The organism is Massilia agilis, from assembly GCF_024756255.1.
Classification (GTDB): domain Bacteria; phylum Pseudomonadota; class Gammaproteobacteria; order Burkholderiales; family Burkholderiaceae_D; genus Telluria; species Telluria agilis.
The window spans coordinates 684,385-704,052 of sequence record NZ_JANUHB010000002.1 but is presented as its reverse complement, the minus strand read 5'-3'; the positions used below and the strand labels follow the sequence as shown (position 1 = coordinate 704,052).

Here is a 19,668-nt window from a genome sequence, read left to right as displayed (position 1 = left end):
ATGGAAGACACTGAAACCGTCGTACACTCCCCCGGCCTGATGGGCGGCGTATCGAGCCTGCTGCGCAACCTGTTCGGGCTGGTGGTGTCGCGTGTCGAACTGGCGGCGGTCGAGCTGGGCGAGGTGCGCAACCACGTGATCGAGCTGCTGGCCATTTTTGCGCTGGCGGTCATGTTCACCTGGTTCGCGCTGGCGTACGGTACCGCGACCATCGTCGCGCTGGCGTGGGACGCGCTGGGCTGGAAGATATTGCTGCTGATGTTCGTGGTGTTCCTGGTCTTCACGGCCGCGCTGGTGTTCTGGGGCATGGCCATGCTCAAGCAAGGCAAGCTGGCGTTCCCGGCCACCATGCAGGAGCTGCGCAACGACCGTGACATGCTGCTGTGAGCCAAGGAGAAAACATGCACACACATTCGCACGACAAGCTGAGCCCGGACGTCCGCAAGGCCGAACTGCTGCGCGACGGGGAGTACTACCGCGCCGGCATCGCGCACGCCAAGGCCCAGATCAAGCATGGGGCGCGGCCCGAGGTCATGTTCCACTCGGTGGTGGACCACGCGACCTGGGCGCTGCGCACACGGGCCGACGCGCTGCTCAAGCCGACCGGCACCAACGTGTCGGTGCTGGCGCCGTACGCGCTGACGGTGCTGGGCTTCATCCGCAAAAAGCGGCTGGGCAAGCCGGCGCTGGGCATCGCCACGCTGCTGGGCGTGGCCGCCTGGTACCTGCAGCGCAAACGGGCGCAGGAGCTGGCCTACTGAGCCGGCCCGCGCGCCAGGCCGGGCAACGGTCCGGCCGCAACAGATATGGTGGGGCTTGAGCGGCGTCGCAATCACGGATTGGGCGCCGTCTTTTTTGGGATGCAATGGCCAGGAACTCGCTCAATCCGCAGGGCTTGCGCGTGGTGCTCGTGCTGCAGGGCGGCGGGGCGCTGGGCGCCTACCAGGCCGGCGTCTACCAGGCCCTGCACGAACACGCGCTGGTGCCCGACTGGATTGCCGGCACCTCGATCGGCGCGATCAACGCCGCGCTCATCGCCGGCAACACGCGCAGCCACTGCCTGTCGCAACTGACGCGTTTCTGGGAGCGCGTGGCCCACAGCGATTGCGTGGACATGGAGGCGGTCGGCGACGACCAGCGGCGCGCGCACATTCGCCTGAATACCATGGAAACGGTGGTGCGCGGCGTGGAGGGCTTTTTCGTGCCGCGCGGCGCCAGCGCGTTCGCCTTCGGCATGCCGGTCGCGCCGGAGAACGCCTCGTTCTACGACACCGAACCGCTCGAGGCGACGCTGCGCGAGCTGGTCGATTTCGACTTCATGAACACCCGGATTGCGCCACGGCTGACCATCAGCGCGGTCAACGTGACCAGCGGCCAGCTGGTGCATTTCGACAGCCGCCGCCAGCGCGTTGGCCCCGAGCACGTGCGCGCCTCGGGCAGCCTGCCACCCGGTTTTCCGCCGGTGCGCATCGATGGCGAGCTGTATTGGGACGGCGGCCTGTACTCGAACACGCCGCTCGAGGCCGTGCTCGACGAGTTGCCGCTGGGCGACACGCTATGCTTCGTGGTGGACCTGTGGAGCCCGGCGGGGGCGCCGCCGATGACCTACGAGGAAGTGCGCACGCGCCAGAAGGACGTGACCTATGCCTCGCGCACCGAGCGCCACCTGGCCGACTACGCGCGCGTGCACGCGCTGCAAAGCCGGCTGCGCGACCTGTACGACCGGCTGCCGCCGGAGCTGCGTACGTGTGAGGACGAGCGCGCCATGCTCGCGCTCGGCTGCGGCAGCGTGCTGCACATCGTCCGGCTACGCTACGCCGGGCACGACTGGCACATGGCGTCCAAGGACATCAATTTTTCCAAGGGATCGATCGAGTGGCGCTGGGACCAGGGTTATGCGGATACCCAAAGGGCGCTGCGCCACGCCGGCTGGCTGCGCGGGGTGCCGGCCGATACCGCGGTGGTGGTGCACGAGACGCCGGGTCACGACTCCAGCGCGCGCCAGGCGGATTAAAGGGTCAGGTGGGTAAGTAGGGTGGGCTCCCGTGCCCACCGGTGTGGAACGCGGCGCGTGTGTACCGGTGGGCACAAGTGCCCACCCTACGACTGCGGCAATCGGCCTTGCTTATTTGGTCTTGGCCGGCGAGGCCGGCTTGCGCGCGTCGGCCATGTCTTGCTCGTAGGTGGTGCGCGCGTCCTTCAGGCAGGCGGCGCGCTGGTCCTTGGGCGCCTCGCGGCAAGCCGCCTTGGCCTCGGCGTATGCCGCGCCAATTTCCTTCTCCTTGTTGCGCGCCTCGTCGGCCGGGGTGTACCAGCGCGACGGATCGCCTTTTGCGATTTCCTGCTTCTGTTTCTGTGCAACAGCGGGCGCTACCGTGCTGTCATCCATCTGCTGTGCCTGCGCCAGCGCGAAAGCGCCGAGCGCACCGGCGAGCGCTACCGCGCGCGCCACATCCATGGGTCGCATTTGAACCTCCATCAAAGGTGAGGCGGGCGCACATGCGCCCCCTGGTCCTATAACCGCCCAGTCAGTAGCAACACCAGCAGGACCACGACCAGCAGTCCAGCCACGCCGCTGGGGCCGTAACCCCAGGTACGGCTGTGGCTCCAGGTCGGCAATGCGCCGACCAGGGCGAGTATCAGGATTACCAACAGTATAGTCCCCATCGCCGTTCTTTACAGCAAGTAGGCAGGGGCTCAATACCGGTACACGCGGCCATCGACGAGGCGCACGCGGTTGCCGACGTTCAGGTCATAGACGCTGTCCTGGGTGACGGTGCGGTACTCGCCATTGTCCATGCGCACGTTGATCTGGTACACCTGGCCGCCGTTGGCGTTGCGGTTGGACTCGACGCGGTTGCCGATTGCGGCGCCAGCCACGCCACCGGCCACCGTGGCTGCCGTCCGGCCGCCGCCGCTACCCACCTGGTTGCCGGCCAGCGCGCCAACCAGCCCGCCAACGATGGCGCCGGCGCCGCTGGTGTTGCCCGATGCCTGCACCACCTGGATCGATTCGATCGTGCCGTAGCCCATCGAGGCGTTGCTGTTGTAGCCGTAGCCGCTGCTGTAGCCGCTGTTGTACGGCTGCGTGTTGTTGCTGGCGCAGCCAGTCAGGATGGCGCTTGCCGCGATGACGGTGGCGCCGAAGATACGAGATCCTTTCATGTTGGTCTCCTGGGCAAATGAATGTGTGGACAGAATAGCTACACCGCGCCAAGCGATCTGTGCGTTGACGCACCTCCGCTGCCTTGGCGCCAGTGACCAGCGACATCGGACCAGCTGTGTTCGGCACCGAACAGAACAGCAACGGCAGGCGCGGTACAACGTTGTCAGTCCTGACACAACGGAGAAGACAATGAAGATGCCCCATATGCTGTTGCTGCTCGGCGCCGCGCTCCTGTGGGCCGGGCATGCCCGCGCCGGCGCCGTGCCGGACGCCAAAAACGCTTACGAACAGGGGCGCCAGGCCGCCGCCACCAATTACAAGAACGCGGTGGCGCAATGCGGCAGCATCGCCGGCAACCCGCACGACCTGTGCGTGGCCGAAGCCAAGGCGGCCCAGGTGCAGGCCGAGGAAGAGGCGCGCGCGGCCTACGAGAACACGCTCAAGGCCTACACGCGGGCACGCATGCGCATTGCGGCGGCCAACTACGACCGCGACAAGACGCGCTGCGCCGGGCTCACCGGCAACGACAAGGACGTGTGCATGGAACAGGCCAAGGCGACCCGCATCGCGGCCGAGGCCGACGCCAAGGCCGACAAGAAAACCATCGAGGCGCGCAGCGAAGCGCGCGAAGACAAGCAGAAGGCCGCGTACCACGTTGCGCTGGAAAAGTGCGACGCCTTTGCGGGCGCGGCCAAGGACCAGTGCGTGGCGCAGGCCAAGGCCGCCTACACCGCGCCGCGGTAAGCCGGGCGCAGGTCCTGCAACCGGTTCGGTCTCGTTCCGTGTCCGGCGCGGAACGATCGAGCGCTGTCCAGCACAGCTGCGACAGTTTTGTTTGTGTTTTTGACGTCAATCTACAAGGAGCAATCAATGAAAACGATCCAACGCCTCGCTACCGCGGTCTTCACCGCTTCGCTCGCCCTGACCGTGGTCGGCTGCTCGTCGAGCCCGACCCGCGAGAGCACCGGCGAGTACATCGACGACGCCGCCATCACCACCAAGGTCAAGGCCGCGATCTTCAACGAGCCGACCCTGAAGTCCACCGAGATCAACGTCGAGACGTTCAAGGGCGACGTGCAGCTGTCCGGCTTCGTCGCGCAGCCGGCCGATGCCCAGCGCGCCGCCGAGGTGGCGCGCAGCGTCAAAGGTGTAACATCTGTCAAAAATGATATCCGGGTGAAATAAGCGTCCCGCCGGGGCGGCCCGGTTTTCCAGCAGGTTTTTGTTTTTTTATGCAGCTCGCCCAATCCAGCCCGGCCCAGCCCGAGGCCAGCGCCGCCCCGGCCACTCCCGCCACCGACCTCGACCAGGGGACGGTGCAAGCCCATGTCCCCGACGGGGAAGAATTGTTGCCTGGCAGCTTGCGGCTGCCGGTGCATGTGAACGCGCGCGGCGTTTCGCTCGGCATCATCGCGACCGTCGCCTTCGTGTTCGCCTTGCATTGGGCGCAGAAGTTTTTCGTGCCTTTGTTGCTCGGCATTTTCATCGCCTATACGCTCAGCCCCATCGTTGCCTGGCTGGAGCGTTGGCACATCAAGCGCGCGATCGGGGCGACCCTCGTCACGGTGGCGATCCTGGTCGGCATGGCGTTGACGATGCAGCGCGTGCAGGGCGAGTTCTTCAACATCATCGACGAATTGCCCGCGCTCACGCACAAGGTGACCCGGATGATCACCGATAAATCGGGCGGCCAGCCGAGCACGATCCAGCAGGTACAGGCCGCGGCGACAGAAATCGAGCAGGCCGCATCGAACGTGGGCGCGGACGCCAAGCGGGCGCTGCGCCGGCAACCCTTGCCGCCGAATGCCGGCTCGCCCAGTTTCCGGGTGATGGACTGGATCCTGGCCGGGTCGATGAGCCTGGCCGCCTTCGTGTCGGAGGCGACCATGGTGGTGTTCCTGGTGTTTTTCCTGCTGCTGGCCGGCGACACCTTCAAGCGCAAGCTGGTCAAGCTGACCGGGCCTTCGCTCACGCGCAAGAAGGTCACCGTGCACATCCTCGAGGACATCAACAGCTCGATCCAGAACTACATGTTCATGCTGCTGGTGACCAACATCCTGCTGGCCTTGCTGATGTGGGCGGCGCTGCGCGCGATCGGCCTGGAGAACGCCGGCGCATGGGCCGTGTTTGCCGGCCTGGTGCACATCATGCCGTACTTCGGGCCGCTCCTGATCACGTCGGCCACCGGCCTGGTTGCGTTCCTGCAGTTCGAATCGCTGCGCATGGTGCTGCTGGTGGCCGGCGCCTCGCTGGGCATCGCAACCCTGGTCGGCATGGTCGTCACGACCTGGATGACGGGCAAGATCGCCAAGATGAACGCGGCTGCCGTGTTCGTCAGCCTGCTGTTCTGGGGCTGGCTGTGGGGTATGTGGGGCTTGCTGCTCGGGGTGCCGGTGGTGGTGGTGATCAAGGTGGTGGCCGAGCGCGTCGAAGGGATGGAGGTGGTGGCCGAGCTGTTGGGGGAGTGAGCGGGACCGACAGGGTGAGATCGTAGGGTGGGCAGGTCTCCTGCCCACCCTACGAATGCCGGCGAGATATTCGTCACCCTACGCCCGTGCGCTGGTCTTGCCCGCCCCGGTTTCCTCCTTCGGGCGGTTGCGCAGGCTGCCCAGCTGCAAGGCGTACTGGCGGGTGAATTCGGCGCCAAGGAAAAAGATTTGCGCCGAGTAGTACACCCACAGCAGCAGGGCGATCAGCGAGCCGGCCGCGCCAAAGCTGCTGGTCACGCCGCTGTTGCCGATGTAGAGCCCGATCAGCACTTTGCCCAGCGTGAACAGGGCCGCCGTGCCGAGCGCGCCGATGGTTACGTCGTGCCATGACAGCTTGATTCGCGGCAGCAGCTTGTAGATCACCCCGAACAGGGTGGCGATCACGAGGAAGCTGATGGCGGCCGCGGCCCAGGCCAGCAGGGTGGTGGCGGTCTGCCACATGCCGCTGAAGTAATTTTCGAGCACATTGAGCGCCGCGTTCACCACCAGCGACACCATCAGCAGGAAGGCCAGCACCAGGATCAGGCCGAATGACAGCAGGCGGGTGCGGATCGTGTCCCAGAAGCTCGCATCCTGCGGCGCGGGCACGTCCCAGATCTCGTCCAGGCTGTCCTTGAGTTCGGCAAACGCGCTGGTCGCGCCGATCACCAGCAGCACGGCGGCGACGATGGTGGCCACCGTGCCGCCTTTCTTGTTGCTGGCCGCGGCCAGCACCGCCTGGATGGTTTCGGCGCTTTGCTTGCCCATCAGGCCGCGCAGTTCGCCCAGCAGCTGGCCCTGCGCCGCCTCGGCGCCGTAGAACAGGCCGGCGATGGCGATCACCATCACCAGCACCGGCGCCAGCGAAAACAAGGTGTAGAACGCCAGCGCCGCGCCCTTGCTGGCTGCGCGGTGCGCCATCCATTCGGACACGGCGCTTTTCATCACATGGTAGAGCTCGCCCGACTCCGACAGCCATTTCTTCATCTGCATTCCCGATCCTCCAAAATGACGAACGCGCCAGGGCGGCGCGTTCGGTGGGCCAGGGTTGGCGGGCGCCGCGGGCGCCCGCGCATGCCGCGGTTACTCGACGCGTTTTTCGATCGTGATTTGTTCGACCTCCACGCGGCGATTCGGTGCCAGGCAGGCAATCAGCTCCTTGCGCTTCTTCTGGTGGCACTCGGCCACCGGGTTTTCCTCGCCGCGGCCGACTGCCTTCAGGCGGCTGCCGTCGATGCCCTTGCTGATCAGGTAGTCACGCACGGCATTGGCGCGGCGCAGCGACAGCTTGTGGTTGTACTTGGACGAACCAATGCGGTCGGTGTAGCCGGTGATCGTGATGTCGGTCAGGTTCGGGTTTTGCGACAGCGTGTTGGCGATCTCGTCGAGCTTGGGCTGCGGCATCGAGAGCTTGGCGCTGTCAAACGCGAACAGTTCGGTGGCCGACAGCGTCACCTTCTCGAAGCGGGCCGGCGGCGGGGGCGGCGGCGGCGGCGCTTCGGTCGGGGCCGGGGTCGGGGCCGGCTGCTCGGCCACCGGGGCCGGCGGGGCAGGCGGGGCCGGCGGCGGTTGCAGCGCGTAGTTGAAGCCGAAGGTCACGTACTTGGTCAGGCTCTTGTCGAAGCCGAACTTGGAGTCGTCCGGGTTGCCGCGCACCCAGCGCGCGTCGGCCTGGAACGACCAGCGGTCGTTGATGGTGGCCTGCAGGCCCACGCCGCCCTGGTAGTACCACGAGGTGTCCTTGCGCAGGCCGTAGGGGAAGGGGCGGCTGACGTGGTCATGTTCGCCGCCAATGCCCAGCAGCAGGTAGGGGCGGATGGTCTGGCGCGACAGCATCAGCAGCGCGTCCACCCCGTACAGGGTCTGCCACATGTCACCGCTGTGGTCGGTGTTGGCGCGCGCATGGCTGGCACCGATCTGGATGTCGAAGTACTGGTGGACCGGCTTGCCGAAGCGGACCGCACCGCCCCAGCCGTTCTTGTCCACGCCAAACGACTTGTCGGTATCCATCCAGACCGCCGCGCCCTGGACGTACCACGAGGGGTTGATTTCCTGTGCCAGCGCGGTGCCGGCCGAGCAGACCAGTGCGGCGGCCAGAGCAATCTTCTTCATGTTATTCACGGGTGACTCCCATTGGTTGAAAGGGTAATTGACATCGCATGCTCTCGACAGTGATGTTGGATAAAGATTAAGCGGCTGAGTTCCGTTGGGTCCGTGCGTTATCGAACACAGGGTCCTGCAGAGTGCGCTTTTTACAACACCATCACAGCTTGGTTTCGATGTACCCGTACAGATAGTTGGAGCCGCCGTTGATGTTGCCCAGCAGCTGGGACGAGCCGAAGATGCCGGAGCGGTGCGATACGCCCACGCCGAGGAAGGTGTCCTTCAGGCGCCGGCTGCCGATCGCGTCGCCGACCGAAAAGTCGATCGACGGGTCGAGGTAGTTGAGCAGGCGGTTGGTGGCGCGGCCGCGGCGCGCCTGGTCGCGCACCTCGGTCAGCGGCACGCGCTGGGCCAGCGAGAAGCCGGCGCCGAAGCTGATGCGGGTCTTCACGCGCTCGCTCCACGGCAGGCCGTAGTAGCGTGCCTTGATCTGCGCATCGAGCTGCAGGCCGTTGGCGCGCAGCCCGCGCTCGTCGTGCGCGACCACGCCCACATAGGCGGCGAAATCGAGCGGCCAGCCGTTCACGTGCTGCACCAGCGGGCGGCCGATGTCCACGCCCCAGATGCGGGTGTCGTCGCCGGTGCGGGTGGAGCTGCAGCGCAGCGCCACCGCCGGCAGGAAGTTGCATTCGGTCGCGCGCCCGCCCAGCACCCGCACGTACAGCGGCCGTCCCGGCTCGCCGTACCTGGCATGGCTGCCGAAATCGTAGGCCGCGCCCACCAGCGCGCCCATTTGCGGGCGGTCGTCCACGATCGGGCTCTTGCGTACCGACTCGTCCAGGTAGGTCACGCCGACCCCGCCCAGGAGGCGCCAGCGCTCGGTCAGTTCGTAGTAGCCGTACAGTGCCGCGGTCCAGTCGGTGCCGGCGCCGGGCATGTAGGCCGGCCGCCCGGGCGCCGCTTCTTCCGGCCGCACGCCGTAGTAATAGTTGTTCAGGTTGGCGCTGCGCCGCGCGACCGTCCAGCTGGGGCGGAAGTGCCAGCGCCCGGAATGGATGTCGATGCTGTAGCCGAGGCGCCATTCGTTGCCATGGCTGGTGTTGTTGGCGTCGTGCAGCAGCTCGAGGTCGACGTTGCCGAACTGGGTGCGGCCGCGGTAGGCCACGCCGCTTTGCAGCGCCGCCGTGCGCCGCGTCATGCCGGCAAGGGCTGCCTGGTTTTCGGTCGGGAAGCCTTCGTAGCGGTAGTCGAGGAACAGCTCCCAGTTGTGGTCGCGCCGCTCGCCCAGTTTCAGCCCGACCCGGGTCGCGTGCAGGTACACCTTGTCGCCCTCGTACATGTAGAGCGGCACCAGGTCCTGGGTCACCTTCGCGTCCTGGTAGGGCGGACGGTCCATGCGATGGATTCCCCCCAGCCCGGCGCTGCCGGGTATGGCCAGGAAGTCGACCAGCACGTCGGTGGCGGCCGGGCCGGCGCTGGCGAACAGGGGCAGCAACAGCAGGGGAAGGGGGGCAAGACGCAGGCGCATGGGCAACACAGCCAAAAAACGGACATTTTAGCCCGTCAGGCGAACTGATGCATTTTGGCCAAGCTTGCGCGGGCGCCGCACCCTTGCGAGAAGTTCTTTCAGGAATTTCCAGCAATGTTAGATGGTGCACAGACCAGTCGTGCTGACGCAGGCAATCTTGAGCCCAGTTAAGCGGAACCCGTGGTGTTGTCAGGGTGTCAAACGGCACACAGCGACCCGGACTACACAGTCTCTCTTGAAATTGGAGCTAACCAACATGCATGCAACGACTCATCATAACGCGGTGCAAGGCGACATGGGCGCAGTGCACAACTCCAGCAGCTCTGCGCTGATCGAGCGCGTCCCGCCCCAGCCGACCGAGCGTGCGCCGATTTCGCTGGCGCCGATCGAGCGTGTGCGCTCGACCTCGGCCACCCAGCGGCGGATCGAGAACATGCAGAAGCTGATCCAGGAGCTGCAGACGCATGAGATGCTGGCAGACGAAATCGCCTGGTTCCTCAAGTTTTCGCCGTCCGGCGCCCGCAAGTATATCCGCGACCTGCGCGAAGCCGGCGTGATCGAACTGGCCCGCTACATCGAGGGCACCGCCACCTACCTGGGCAAGGCCGTGTACCAGATCTGCCCCGACCAGGATCGCGTCAAGGCCTTCCTGGCCGCAATCGCCCAGCCCAAGCGCGAGGGCGTGGCCCCGCGCAAGGAGCGCCCGGGCCTGCGCGAGCAGAGCATGGCCGGCGCCGGCCGCCACTTCCACATCCTGGCCGACGACACGCACTACGCGATCCGGGTCAACCGCAGCCCGGTCTCGCGCGATCCGCTGGTGGCCGCCCTGTTCGGTCCGGCCCCGGCCCAGGTCGCCAAAGAGCGGGCCTGATCCGGCGCGGGCACGGAGAGAGGCCCGCTACCGTCCGAGCCGGCCTTGCGCCGGCCGCCGCTGTCCGAATGCCGCCGCGCAGGCTAACTGCGCGGCGGTTTTCATTTGGGGAAAGCCCGGCTATTGAAATCCGGTCAACAATACCCACTTGCTGGCGACTGGCGCGCGGCGCCGGTCCAGGACAAGGGGAGACGGACGATGACGGGAGGATGTCGATGGAAGGGCTAGTGCTTGCCGTGCTGGCGGCGCTGGCCGTGCTGGCGTGGCTGGTGCCGCGCTGGCGGCTGCGGCGCGCCCTGGCGCAACCGTTCGAGCCAGAACGGCTGGCCATCATCGAGCGCAACGTGGGCCAGTACCGCGGCATGGGCCCGGAGCAGCGCGCCGAACTGGTGCGCCTGGTCCAGCAATTCCTGCTGCAGAAAAAGTTCGTCGGTTGCGCCGGGCTCGAGCTCACGGACGAGATGCGCGTGACGATCGCGGCGCAGGCCTGCCTGCTGCTGATGGGCCGCCCGACCAAGGTGTTCCGCGGCCTGCACACGATCCTGGTCTATCCCGGCGCCTTCCTGGTGCCGCGCCGCCAGGTGGACGCGGCCGGCGTGGTGACCGAGGAGCGCCAGGACCTGCTTGGCGAATCGTGGGGCGACGGCCGCGTGATCCTGTCGTGGGACCACGTGCGGCGCTGGGACAACGAGGTGCCGCACGGGCAGAACGTGGTGCTGCACGAGTTCGCCCACCAGCTCGACAGCGAGTCGGGCAGCAACAACGGCGCGCCATGGCTCGGGGCGCGCGAACGCTACCGGCGCTGGTCCGAGGTGCTGGGCCGCAATTTCGAGAGCCTGCGCGCCGACGCCTGGTACGGCCAGCATGGCGTGCTCGACCACTACGGCGCGAACAGTCCGGCCGAATTCTTCGCGGTCGCCACCGAAAGCTTTTTCGAGCAGCCGTACCGGCTCGCCGCGCGCCATCCCGACCTGTTCGACGAGTTTGTCGCCTATTTCCGCGTGGACCCGCGCGCCTGGTTTCCCAGCCCGCTGGCCGAGGAACCGCACGCGCCAGGCATGGTCTATGGACAGTGGCACTAGGCTGCGTGCGCAGTCGTACAGACAGCGGGCGCGGCTATCGCGCATGCTTGCGGCCAACCGTTCAAATGCAGGAGGAAACGCATGTCCACCATCATCGCAGGGCACTTCCAGCTTCAGGACGAGGTCGAGCAGGCGCGCCAGGCGCTGGTTGAGGCGGGCTTTGACGCCGACCGCGTCAGCGGCTTTTACATCAACCAGCCGGGCCAGCACGACATGACTTCGATTGGCGGCGACCACATGGTGTCGCCCGGCGCCAGGGAAACGCCGGAGGGCCTGGCCGAAGGCGCGGGCGTGGGTGCCGCGGTCGGCGTGGCGGCCGGCGCCGTCACCGCCCCGGTGACCGGTCCGCTCGGCCCGGTGGTCGGCGGCCTGCTGGGGGCGCACGTCGGCTCCCTGTTCAGTTTCTCGCGCATGAAAGAACGCGGCGAAAGCGAGCGCGGTACCGGCCCGGTGCCGGACGTGCGCCCGGCCGGCATGTGTGTGGCGGTCGCCTTCGACGACCCGGCGCTGGAGGCGCGCGCGGTGGACCTGCTGCGGCGCCTGGGCGCGCACCACATCGAGCGCGCGAGCGGCAACATCGTTGGCGGCGACTGGGCCGATTTCGACCCGGGAAGCATTCCCCAGGTCATCGCCTGACGGTCCCGGCGCGGTCGTGCGCCCGGCCTTTGACTTTCCTCATCTTTCCAAAAATTCGTGCTCCTAGACTTGGTGGTTCACGCCGCGCAGGGCGCGCGGCGGACATCAACTGGATGGGGACGTTATGAATAACAAAGTAGCGTTGGTGACTGGCGGGATGGGGGGACTGGGGACGGCGCTGTGCCGGCGCCTGCATGCGGAAGGGTTCCAGGTGGCGGCGACCTATTCGCCCAGCAACCAAACGCCGGAAGCCTGGCTGGCGGCGCAGCGTGACGAGGGGTTCCGCTTCAATGCCTACAAGGTCGACGTGACCGACTTTGCCGAGTGCGAATGGATGGTGCAAAAGCTGCTGGCCGAAATGGGCCGGCTCGACGTGCTGGTCAACAATGCCGGCATCACGCGCGACCGCAGCCTGCGCAAGATGACGCACGAGGACTGGCAGGCCGTGCTGCGCGCCGACCTCGACAGCGTGTTCAACGTCACCCGCCAGGCCATCGAGCCGATGATGGCGCAGCGGGCCGGGCGCATCATCAACATCTCGTCGGTCAACGGCCAGGCCGGCGCGTTCGGGCAGGCCAACTATGCGGCCGCCAAGGCCGGCATGCACGGGTTCACCAAGGCGCTGGCGCTGGAAATGGCGCGCCACGGCATCACGGTCAACACCGTGTCACCCGGCTACCTGCGCACCAAAATGACCGAGGCGGTCCCGCCCGAGATCATGCAGCAGAAAATCCTGCCGCAAATCCCCGTGGGCCGGCTGGGCGAACCGGACGAGGTGGCGGCGCTGGTCGCTTACCTGGCCTCGGACGCGGCCGCGTTCGTCACCGGGGCCAACATCGCGATCAACGGCGGGCAGCACATGGGCTAGCGCTTTTCGGCGCGGGTCTGGCAGGTGATGCACAGGCGCGCTTCCGGGCGCGCCTGCAGGCGCGAGAACCCGATGTCGCTGCCGCATTCCTCGCACAGGCCATAGGTCTGGTCATCGAATTTTTCCAGCGTGCGGCGCAGCACCTGCATCTGGGCCGCGTTGTGACCGGCCGCGCCCAGGGCCAGGTCGTTGAGCAGCCGCACCGTCGCCTTGTCGGCCGGCGAGGTTTCCACCTCGGAGACCGGCAGGTCGTGTTCGCCCGCGGCTTGCGGCTGCGCGGCGCCGGAAAGCGCATCGAGGCGCTGCTGCAAAATTGATTTCAGGAGCGCAAGCTGCCCCTGGTCCAGACCGTTCATGGCTGGCCTCGTCAACGCAAGATGGGATCAGGGCAAAGGCGCGCGGCGCGCCGCATCCCGGCCGCGGCTCGCGCGCCGGGCTGCCGGTGCTCGATGGTCATCGCTGGACTCCCCGTTTCTGCTCGTTTGTGCGAGTTTTGATGGTGCCGTGTTCGGGTCCAGTGTAGCGCGTTGGTGGGGCGAAGCATACTGGCGCACGACGCGTGCGAGGGCAGGCCGCGCCCGCCGCGACGGCCGTGGCTGCGACTCAGGGCTTGGCCGGCGCCGGCGGGTCGCTCGGTGCGGGCGTGGTGGCCGGCGGGTTGTGCAGCGCAAGCAGGTCGAGCATGTGGTGCATGTCTTCGAACGAACGCATGATGAGTACCGGGTTGCCGGTCAGCGCGGCGCCGGAAATTTCCAGCAGCCGGCCCACGAGGCCCATCGTGTCGCTGATCCTGGTGAGGGTCTTGATCTTGGCCGTGGCGTCGGCCGCCAGCGCCATCAGGTGCGCCTGCGGCTTGCCCAGCGCGCGCACGATCAGGGTGGCGGCGTCGGCGTACATGCTGTTGGCGCGCTGGCGCAGCTCCTGTTCGTCGTCGATCAGCTTGCGCGCCGCTTCCTGCGCCGGCAGCGGCACCGGGCCGCCGTGGTAGGCGTGCAGGTCCTTCATGATGCGCTCGTGCAGCGCGTTGGCGGCGGCGGTCAGCTGGTCGGCCAGCTGCTCGACCTCGGCCACGGTGGACAAGCCGCCCGGCGCTGCCTGTTTGGCGGCCTGCGCAGTGGGATTTTCCGGTTTCATGCAAGGCCTCCTCGGGCGTCAGCCGCTGATCAGGTTGTCGCGTATCATGCGCAGGTCGCGGCCGTAGTTCGCGATCATGGCGCGCACTTCCTCGCGCTGCAGGTTGTGCAGGTTCTCGCGCATCTTCTGGTGCCCGAGCGCGACCTTGGTCAGGCCCTGCAAGGCCAGGTCGTAGCGCCGGTCCACCAGCTTGTACTCGGCCGCCTTGCTGATGTAGTGCACCTTGGCCAGCGTCACCAGCATGCGGTCGGTGTTACGGTTGGACATGGGCAACTCGACGTCGAAAATGCCGAGCACCGTCTTCTTTTCATTCTCGTTGGTCTTGTAGTACAGCCGCGTGAGCGAGATCATCGCTTCGAGCAGGGTCTGCACGTCGGCGTCGCCGTCGCGCACCATCGTCTCCACGCTGCGGTTCTGGTAGCCGGACGCGATCACCCGCGTGAGCAGGCGCGTCAGGCCCGTGTAGGCGGCGATGTGGCGCCGCTCCAGGCCCGATTCGGCATTGGCCTTCAGGCCGTTGCCCAGGTCGTCCAGGTTGCCCGACAGGTCGAAGCGCCCGTCGCCGGCCAGCACGCTCAGGGTCTGCATGTACAGCACCACCGCCTTCTGGATGCTGACGAAGTCGTCGTACACGGCCTGGCGCTTGGCGTCGTTGTCGCGCGCCAGGCGGTCGGCGGCCGGGGACAGGTAGGGCTGCTCGCGCTCGTAGGTGTCACGGAAGCGCCGCGACAGTTCGGCGTAGCCGCCCAGCTTGGCCGAGGCGTCCGCGAACTCGCGCACTTCCGCCAAACTGACGCTGCCGGTGCTGGCGCACCCTCCCAGCAGCAGGCTGGCGCAGAGCAGGACAAGGCTGGCGAAACGGAAGGGTTTCATGGGTCCTTTCTGGCCGCGCAAAAGGGCGGACCGGAAAGCCCCATTCTTGCAAACTATCCTTGCGGCATCTTGCAGTAAGTCAAGATCAGCCGACCTTGTTGCGATCGAAATGCGGGTTTTCGATGATGCCGAACAGGTTGCCGTAGGGATCACGCACGGTCGCGACCTTGATGCCTTCGCCGACGTCGGTCACGTCCGACTCGACGGTGGCGCCCAGCGCGACCAGGCGCGCGACCTCGGCCTTGGCATCCTGCGTGCCCCAGTAGGCGGTGGCGCCGGCGGTGCCCGGGTCGCCGTCCGGGACCAGCCCCAGCTCGAAGCCGCCGACCTCGAAGCCGACGTAGAACGGCTGGTCGAAATAGGGCGCCTTGCCGAGCACTTGCGCATACCATGCCGCGCCGTCAGCCAGTGCCGGCACCGGGTAGATCACCGTCCGCAATCCCTGGATCATCGCCTTCTCCTTGTTGTTGTGGTGGAGGGCCAGTGTGCGCCGGCCGCCCGCGCTTGTCTAGCTGCCGGGTTGGACCGGCGGCGCGACGCCCAGTTCGCTGCGCCAGCCCAGGCCCTCGACCGTGCCGGCGCGCGGGAAGTATTCGCAGCCGATCCAGCCGTCGTAGCCCAGTTCGTCGAGCAGGCCGAACAGGAAGGCGTAGTTGATCTCGCCCGTGCCCGGCTCGTGGCGGCCAGGCACGTCGGCCAGCTGGAAGTGGCGGATCAGCGGCAGGTACTTGCGGATGGTGTCGGCCAGTTCGCCCTCCATGCGCTGCATGTGGTAAATGTCGTACTGCATGAAGACGTTCGGCATGTCCACTTCGGCGATGATGCCGGCGGCCTGGGCACTGCCCGTGAGGAAATAGCCCGGCATGTCGCGGTCATTGATCGGCTCGATCAGCAGGGACAGGCCATGTGCGCTCATCGCCCTGGCCGCAAAGCGCAGGTTGTTCACATAGGTGGTGCGGGCGCGCTTGCGCGGGACCCTGGGCGGGACGATGCCGGCCATGCAGTGCAGCTGCTTGACGCCCAGTTCCAGCGCGTACTCGATGGCCAGCTCCACGCTGTCCTGGAACTCGCCGATGCGGCGCGGGTCGCAGGCCATTCCGCGGTCGCCCTCGGCCCAGTTACCCGGCGGCAGGTTGTGCAGCACCAGCTGCAGTTGGTGGCGCTCGAGCCGGCGCGCGATCTGTTCCGCCTCGAAGGCGTACGGGAACAGGAACTCGACGGCATCAAAGCCGGCCACCCGGGCCGCGCCAAAGCGGTCCAGGAAGCTGAGCTCGTTGAACAGGGTGCTCAGGTTGGCGGCAAGCTTGGGCATACGGACAGTCGGTTGTTGGGAACCCGCTATCGTAAACCATCTGGCCCGGCGGCGGCCCGAAAGCGCCGCCGCGCATTACGCCTGGCGCGCGGCGGCGTCGGCCATCGTGCGCATCGGCGTGAAGGCGTAGGCCAGCGCGGCGGCGGCCGCCAGCAGCAGGCCCGAGCCGGTGAACACGCCCGCCAGGCCCACGTACTGCATCACCCAGCCGGTGGCGGCCGAGGCCAGCGGCGCCAGGCCCATGACGACGAACATGAACATGCTCATCGTGCGCCCGATCATCATCGGCGGCACGCGGCGCTGGATCCAGGTGATCATCGCCACCTGCATGAAGCCGGCCAGCACGCCCACCGCGATGTTGATGAGCGCGATCTGCCAGGTGGCCGCCAGCTGGGCCAGCGGCAGCACCAGCGCCGCAACCACCGCGTCCACCAGCAGCAGGGTGGTGCCCAGGTTGCGCACCCGCAGGTCGCCCTTGATCCCGGTGAGCACCATGCCCGCCAGCGTGCCGGCCCCATGGGCGCCCAGCAGCACGCCGAGCGAGGCCGCGCCGTGCAGGCGGGTATTGGCCAGCACCGGCAGCGCCACCTGCATCAGCCCGGTCACCACGCACGAGCACAGGGCCCAGTAGGCAAAGCAGGCGCGCAGGGTGGCGTCGTTCCAGACCATCGCCAGGCCCTCGCTGACCGCGCGCAGGATCGGCTGCGGCGCGGCGGCCGCGCCCGGGCGCAGCACGACCTTGCTCAGCGTCCAGGTGGACACGGCAAAGCTGAAGCAGTCGAACGCGAACGCATAGCCCAGGCCCCTGGCGTCGTGCGTGCCGCCGCTGCCGTCGCCGGCCAGCAAAAACAGCAGCGCGGCCAGCAGCGGGCCGGCCAGCAGCGCTACCTGGCGCATGCCCATCATCATGCTGTTGGCGCGCTGCAGGTCTTCCGGCGCGACGATGCGCGGCAGGATCGAGGTGCTGGACGGAATGCTGAAGGCCGAGGCAACCCCGATCGACAGCGCGATCGGCGCCACCAGCGCCAGCGTGGCCTGGCCCGACAGCACCAGCGCCGCCAGCAGGCCGAGCAGCACGGTGTTGGCGTACTTGGTCAGCATCAGCACCTGCTTGGGCGAGTAGCGGTCCACGACGGCGCCGCCGAACAGGATCAGCACCGCGCGCGGCACGGCCATCAGGGCCACGATCACGCCCAGCATGAGGGCGTCGCCGGTCATCTGCAGCACCAGCCAGGGCAGGGCGATCATCGTGAACTGGTCGCCCAGGATCGAGATCGCGCCGCCGCCCAGCATCCAGCGCAAGCTGGGGTCTTTCAGCAAATCGTTCTTGTTGTTCATTTGAGACAGTCCGTTCAATGGATGCCGGCGATCTGCCCAAGCAGCAGCGCCATCGCATCGAGGTGGGCAAAGGGCGGGTCGCCGACGAATTCGGCGGCCATGGTCTCGACCAGCGAGTCGGCATTGCCGACCAGTTCGGCGCCAGCCGGGGTGATGATCGCGTAGCCGACGCGGGCGTCGCGCGGGTCGCTCTGGCGGCCCACGAGGCCGATTTTTTCCAGCGGCAGCAGCGAGCGGGTCACGCCGGACGCGGTCAGGCCAAGGCGGTCGGCCAGGTCAACGCGGCGCAAGCGGCCCTCCGGCGCGCGTGCCAGCTGGCGCAGCAGTTGGTAGTCGGCAAAGCTGATCCCGTGGTGGTTGCCCAGGCCCGAGTCGAAACGGCGCGTCATGGCCGTGGCGGCGCGCGCCAGGCGCAGGCAGAAATCGGTTGCGGCATCGTTCATGGCAAAACTCCTTGAGTGCTCGTTTACATATACTTGAGTACTCAACTATATCTCAGCGTTTCGCGTTTGGCAAATACATTGGAAAGTGTTGCTTGGTTGGGACAATGAATGATGTAAGGCAACCGTAATGCTTTGCAACCACAATGTGGAACGATCCAGAATAGTGCAGACGGCCCGTCCTTGCGGGACCACACACAGAGCTGCCGGCCGGAGGAGACCGAATTGAAAGAATTGCTGCAAAACCAGCGGGCCTGGCTGTTGCCGGGTGCCGCCATCCTCGCCAGTACGTCGCTTGCGTTTGTCATCGATGCCGGGCCGGCCTGGTCGGCCCTGCTCGGGGCCCTCGCTACGGGCTCGGCGGCCTGGCTGTCCGCGCGGCCGCGCGGCGAGACGGATGAAGCCATCGGCCGCGTCGGCCATGCCATCGACGACATCATGATCGGCGCCGCCGAGACCTCCTACTTCGTCGAATCGGTGCAAAAGAAGATCGAGGAAGACGTGAGCACCTCGGGCATCGTGCGCCAGCACGCCCAGGACAATGCCGAGACCACCTCACGCATCGCCGCCGACGCCGAGCGCGCCGCCAAGGTGGCCACCCAGGTGCGTGCCGAAAGCGTGGCCGGGCGCAGCGAGATCGACGCCGGCCTGGAGCGCATCCGCCACGCGCGCGACCAGGCCGACCAGGCCGCGCGCGCGATGGCGCTGCTGCAGGAACATTCGCGCAGCATCGCCGGCTTTACCCACACCATCACCGAGATCTCGCTGCGTACCAACCTGCTGGCGCTGAACGCCGCGATCGAAGCGGCGCGCGCGGGCGAGCACGGGCGCGGCTTCGCGGTGGTGGCCGGCGAGGTGCGCCAGCTGGCCATGCGCACGCGCGAGGCGACCGGCCAGATCGGCGCCATGACCACCTCCATGATCGAACAGGCCGAAAGCGCCACGCGCGGCATGGCGACCTTGACCACGGCGGTGAACCAGGCCAGCGGCAACGTCGATACCGTGCACCGGCTGCTCGGGGAGATCGAGCGTTCGGCCAGCGAGTCCGAGAAGGAAATCGGCCGCATCGCCCAGGCGGCGCGCGCCCAGGCCGCCACCACCGGCGCCATCCTGCAGTCGCTGATCGGCATCGAGGAGCACATGCTGGGCACCGACAAGGACCTGCCGCGGGTGGCGGCGAGCGCCATGTCGCTGGCCACCAAGGCCGAGACCATCGTCGAGGCCTTGTCGGAAGGCGGCGTCGCGACCGAGCACGACCACATCCGTGTCGCCGCGCAGGAGGCGGCGGAGACCATCGGGCAGCTGTTCAGCAAGGCGGTGAAGGCCGGCGCCATCGGCATCGACGACCTGTTCGACCGCCGCTACCAGCCGATCGCCGGCACCGACCCGCAGAAATACCACACCCGGTTCGACCGCTTCACCGACAAGGTGCTGCCGCCGATCCAGGAAGGGCTGCTCGCCAGGCTGCCGGAAGTCAGTTATGCCGGCGCGGTCGACGACAAGGGCTACTTCCCGACGCACAACAAGAAGTTCAGCCAGCCGCTGACGGGCGACTACGACGTGGACATCGTCAACAACCGCACCAAGCGCATCTTCGACGACCGTACCGGCGCGCGCTGCGGCGCGCACCAGAAGCCGTTCCTGCTGCAGACCTACAAGCGCGACACGGGCGAAGTCATGCACGACCTGTCGGTGCCGATCTACGTGGATGGCCGCCACTGGGGCGGCTTCAGGGTGGGATACCGCTCGCGTGCCAAGCACGAGACGGCGGCGCCGCAGCAGGGTGCCACGACCAACAGCGTGGCGCAGCAGGCGCGGCAGGTGCGCCGGACCGGGGCCTGATCCGGCG

Annotated in this window: 24 protein-coding genes; 11 read left to right on the top strand and 13 right to left on the bottom strand. The window is 67.2% G+C overall.

The window, feature by feature from the left end:
• From NX774_RS10155 to NX774_RS10145, 3 genes are all read left to right on the top strand, one after another.
• Window positions 1-387 carry a phage holin family protein gene (locus tag NX774_RS10155; protein ID WP_258822056.1) on the top strand — a complete coding sequence of 129 codons (387 nt, stop codon included), beginning with the start codon at window positions 1-3 and terminating at the stop codon, window positions 385-387.
• A 14-nt stretch (window positions 388-401) separates the two neighbouring features.
• On the top strand, window positions 402-761 hold the full coding sequence (locus tag NX774_RS10150) for a hypothetical protein (protein WP_258822055.1): 360 nt from the start codon (window positions 402-404) through the stop codon (window positions 759-761).
• Window positions 762-865: 104 nt separating this feature from the next.
• Window positions 866-2,014, top strand: coding sequence for a patatin-like phospholipase family protein (locus NX774_RS10145; RefSeq protein ID WP_258822054.1), 1,149 nt, complete (start codon window positions 866-868; stop codon window positions 2,012-2,014).
• Window positions 2,015-2,125: 111 nt separating this feature from the next.
• On the opposite strand, the gene NX774_RS10140 is transcribed toward NX774_RS10145, so the two are convergent.
• Genes NX774_RS10140 through NX774_RS10130 form a run of 3 tightly spaced genes read right to left on the bottom strand, consistent with a single transcriptional unit; the run spans window position 2,126 to window position 3,165 of the window.
• A complete protein-coding gene (locus NX774_RS10140) occupies window positions 2,126-2,467 on the bottom strand; it encodes a hypothetical protein (protein WP_258822053.1) in 342 nt (113 codons plus the stop codon).
• Between the two features lie 47 nt (window positions 2,468-2,514).
• Entirely contained in the window at window positions 2,515-2,667 is a 153-nt protein-coding gene (locus NX774_RS10135) for a DUF3309 family protein (protein ID WP_258822052.1), read from the bottom strand.
• A gap of 30 nt (window positions 2,668-2,697) precedes the next feature.
• Entirely contained in the window at window positions 2,698-3,165 is a 468-nt protein-coding gene (locus tag NX774_RS10130; RefSeq protein WP_258822051.1) for an outer membrane lipoprotein, read from the bottom strand.
• 190 nt (window positions 3,166-3,355) lie between these two features.
• On the opposite strand from NX774_RS10130, the gene NX774_RS10125 reads away from it, so the two are divergent.
• The 3 genes from NX774_RS10125 to NX774_RS10115 all read left to right on the top strand — a co-directional run bounded on the left by NX774_RS10125 (window position 3,356) and on the right by NX774_RS10115 (window position 5,634).
• On the top strand, window positions 3,356-3,910 hold the full coding sequence (locus tag NX774_RS10125) for a hypothetical protein (RefSeq protein ID WP_258822050.1): 555 nt from the start codon (window positions 3,356-3,358) through the stop codon (window positions 3,908-3,910).
• Window positions 3,911-4,036: 126 nt separating this feature from the next.
• Entirely contained in the window at window positions 4,037-4,351 is a 315-nt protein-coding gene (locus NX774_RS10120; protein ID WP_258822049.1) for a BON domain-containing protein, read from the top strand.
• A gap of 47 nt (window positions 4,352-4,398) precedes the next feature.
• Window positions 4,399-5,634 (top strand): AI-2E family transporter, encoded by a 1,236-nt coding sequence (locus tag NX774_RS10115; RefSeq protein ID WP_258822048.1) that lies wholly within the window; start codon window positions 4,399-4,401, stop codon window positions 5,632-5,634.
• Window positions 5,635-5,712: 78 nt separating this feature from the next.
• On the opposite strand, the gene NX774_RS10110 is transcribed toward NX774_RS10115, so the two are convergent.
• The 3 genes from NX774_RS10110 to NX774_RS10100 all read right to left on the bottom strand — a co-directional run bounded on the left by NX774_RS10110 (window position 5,713) and on the right by NX774_RS10100 (window position 9,265).
• Window positions 5,713-6,627 (bottom strand): YihY/virulence factor BrkB family protein, encoded by a 915-nt coding sequence (locus tag NX774_RS10110; RefSeq protein WP_258822047.1) that lies wholly within the window; start codon window positions 6,625-6,627, stop codon window positions 5,713-5,715.
• A gap of 90 nt (window positions 6,628-6,717) precedes the next feature.
• On the bottom strand, window positions 6,718-7,746 hold the full coding sequence (locus tag NX774_RS10105; RefSeq protein ID WP_307731182.1) for an OmpA family protein: 1,029 nt from the start codon (window positions 7,744-7,746) through the stop codon (window positions 6,718-6,720).
• Between the two features lie 151 nt (window positions 7,747-7,897).
• Complete coding sequence (locus NX774_RS10100) at window positions 7,898-9,265, bottom strand: MipA/OmpV family protein (RefSeq protein ID WP_258822045.1); 1,368 nt, start codon at window positions 9,263-9,265, stop codon at window positions 7,898-7,900.
• Window positions 9,266-9,521: 256 nt separating this feature from the next.
• On the opposite strand from NX774_RS10100, the gene NX774_RS10095 reads away from it, so the two are divergent.
• From NX774_RS10095 to phbB, 4 genes are all read left to right on the top strand, one after another.
• Window positions 9,522-10,136, top strand: a complete 615-nt coding sequence (locus tag NX774_RS10095) for a winged helix-turn-helix domain-containing protein (RefSeq protein ID WP_258822044.1) — start codon at window positions 9,522-9,524, stop codon at window positions 10,134-10,136.
• Window positions 10,137-10,351: 215 nt separating this feature from the next.
• Complete coding sequence (locus tag NX774_RS10090) at window positions 10,352-11,218, top strand: M90 family metallopeptidase (protein ID WP_258822043.1); 867 nt, start codon at window positions 10,352-10,354, stop codon at window positions 11,216-11,218.
• A gap of 81 nt (window positions 11,219-11,299) precedes the next feature.
• Complete coding sequence (locus NX774_RS10085) at window positions 11,300-11,854, top strand: hypothetical protein (RefSeq protein WP_258822042.1); 555 nt, start codon at window positions 11,300-11,302, stop codon at window positions 11,852-11,854.
• 124 nt (window positions 11,855-11,978) lie between these two features.
• Complete coding sequence (phbB, locus tag NX774_RS10080) at window positions 11,979-12,722, top strand: acetoacetyl-CoA reductase (RefSeq protein ID WP_258822041.1); 744 nt, start codon at window positions 11,979-11,981, stop codon at window positions 12,720-12,722.
• On the opposite strand, the gene NX774_RS10075 is transcribed toward phbB, so the two are convergent.
• From NX774_RS10075 to NX774_RS10045, 7 genes are all read right to left on the bottom strand, one after another.
• The gene (locus tag NX774_RS10075; protein WP_258822040.1) at window positions 12,719-13,078 is read right to left on the bottom strand and encodes a TraR/DksA family transcriptional regulator; all 360 of its coding nucleotides are present in this window, start codon (window positions 13,076-13,078) and stop codon (window positions 12,719-12,721) included. The two genes, phbB and NX774_RS10075, sit on opposite strands and share 4 nt — an antisense overlap.
• Before the next feature lie 247 nt (window positions 13,079-13,325).
• On the bottom strand, window positions 13,326-13,856 hold the full coding sequence (locus NX774_RS10070) for a hypothetical protein (RefSeq protein WP_258822039.1): 531 nt from the start codon (window positions 13,854-13,856) through the stop codon (window positions 13,326-13,328).
• An 18-nt stretch (window positions 13,857-13,874) separates the two neighbouring features.
• On the bottom strand, window positions 13,875-14,729 hold the full coding sequence (locus tag NX774_RS10065; protein ID WP_258822038.1) for a hypothetical protein: 855 nt from the start codon (window positions 14,727-14,729) through the stop codon (window positions 13,875-13,877).
• Between the two features lie 85 nt (window positions 14,730-14,814).
• A complete protein-coding gene (locus NX774_RS10060; protein ID WP_258822037.1) occupies window positions 14,815-15,180 on the bottom strand; it encodes a VOC family protein in 366 nt (121 codons plus the stop codon).
• Between the two features lie 57 nt (window positions 15,181-15,237).
• Window positions 15,238-16,041, bottom strand: a complete 804-nt coding sequence (otnI, locus tag NX774_RS10055) for a 2-oxo-tetronate isomerase (RefSeq protein WP_258822036.1) — start codon at window positions 16,039-16,041, stop codon at window positions 15,238-15,240.
• Window positions 16,042-16,116: 75 nt separating this feature from the next.
• Entirely contained in the window at window positions 16,117-17,379 is a 1,263-nt protein-coding gene (locus NX774_RS10050) for an MFS transporter (RefSeq protein WP_258822035.1), read from the bottom strand.
• A gap of 14 nt (window positions 17,380-17,393) precedes the next feature.
• Window positions 17,394-17,822: a MarR family winged helix-turn-helix transcriptional regulator gene (locus NX774_RS10045; protein ID WP_258822034.1), complete on the bottom strand. Its 429-nt coding sequence runs from the start codon at window positions 17,820-17,822 to the stop codon at window positions 17,394-17,396.
• A 222-nt stretch (window positions 17,823-18,044) separates the two neighbouring features.
• On the opposite strand from NX774_RS10045, the gene NX774_RS10040 reads away from it, so the two are divergent.
• Window positions 18,045-19,661: a methyl-accepting chemotaxis protein gene (locus tag NX774_RS10040; protein WP_258822033.1), complete on the top strand. Its 1,617-nt coding sequence runs from the start codon at window positions 18,045-18,047 to the stop codon at window positions 19,659-19,661.
• The last annotated feature ends 7 nt before the right edge of the window (window positions 19,662-19,668 follow it).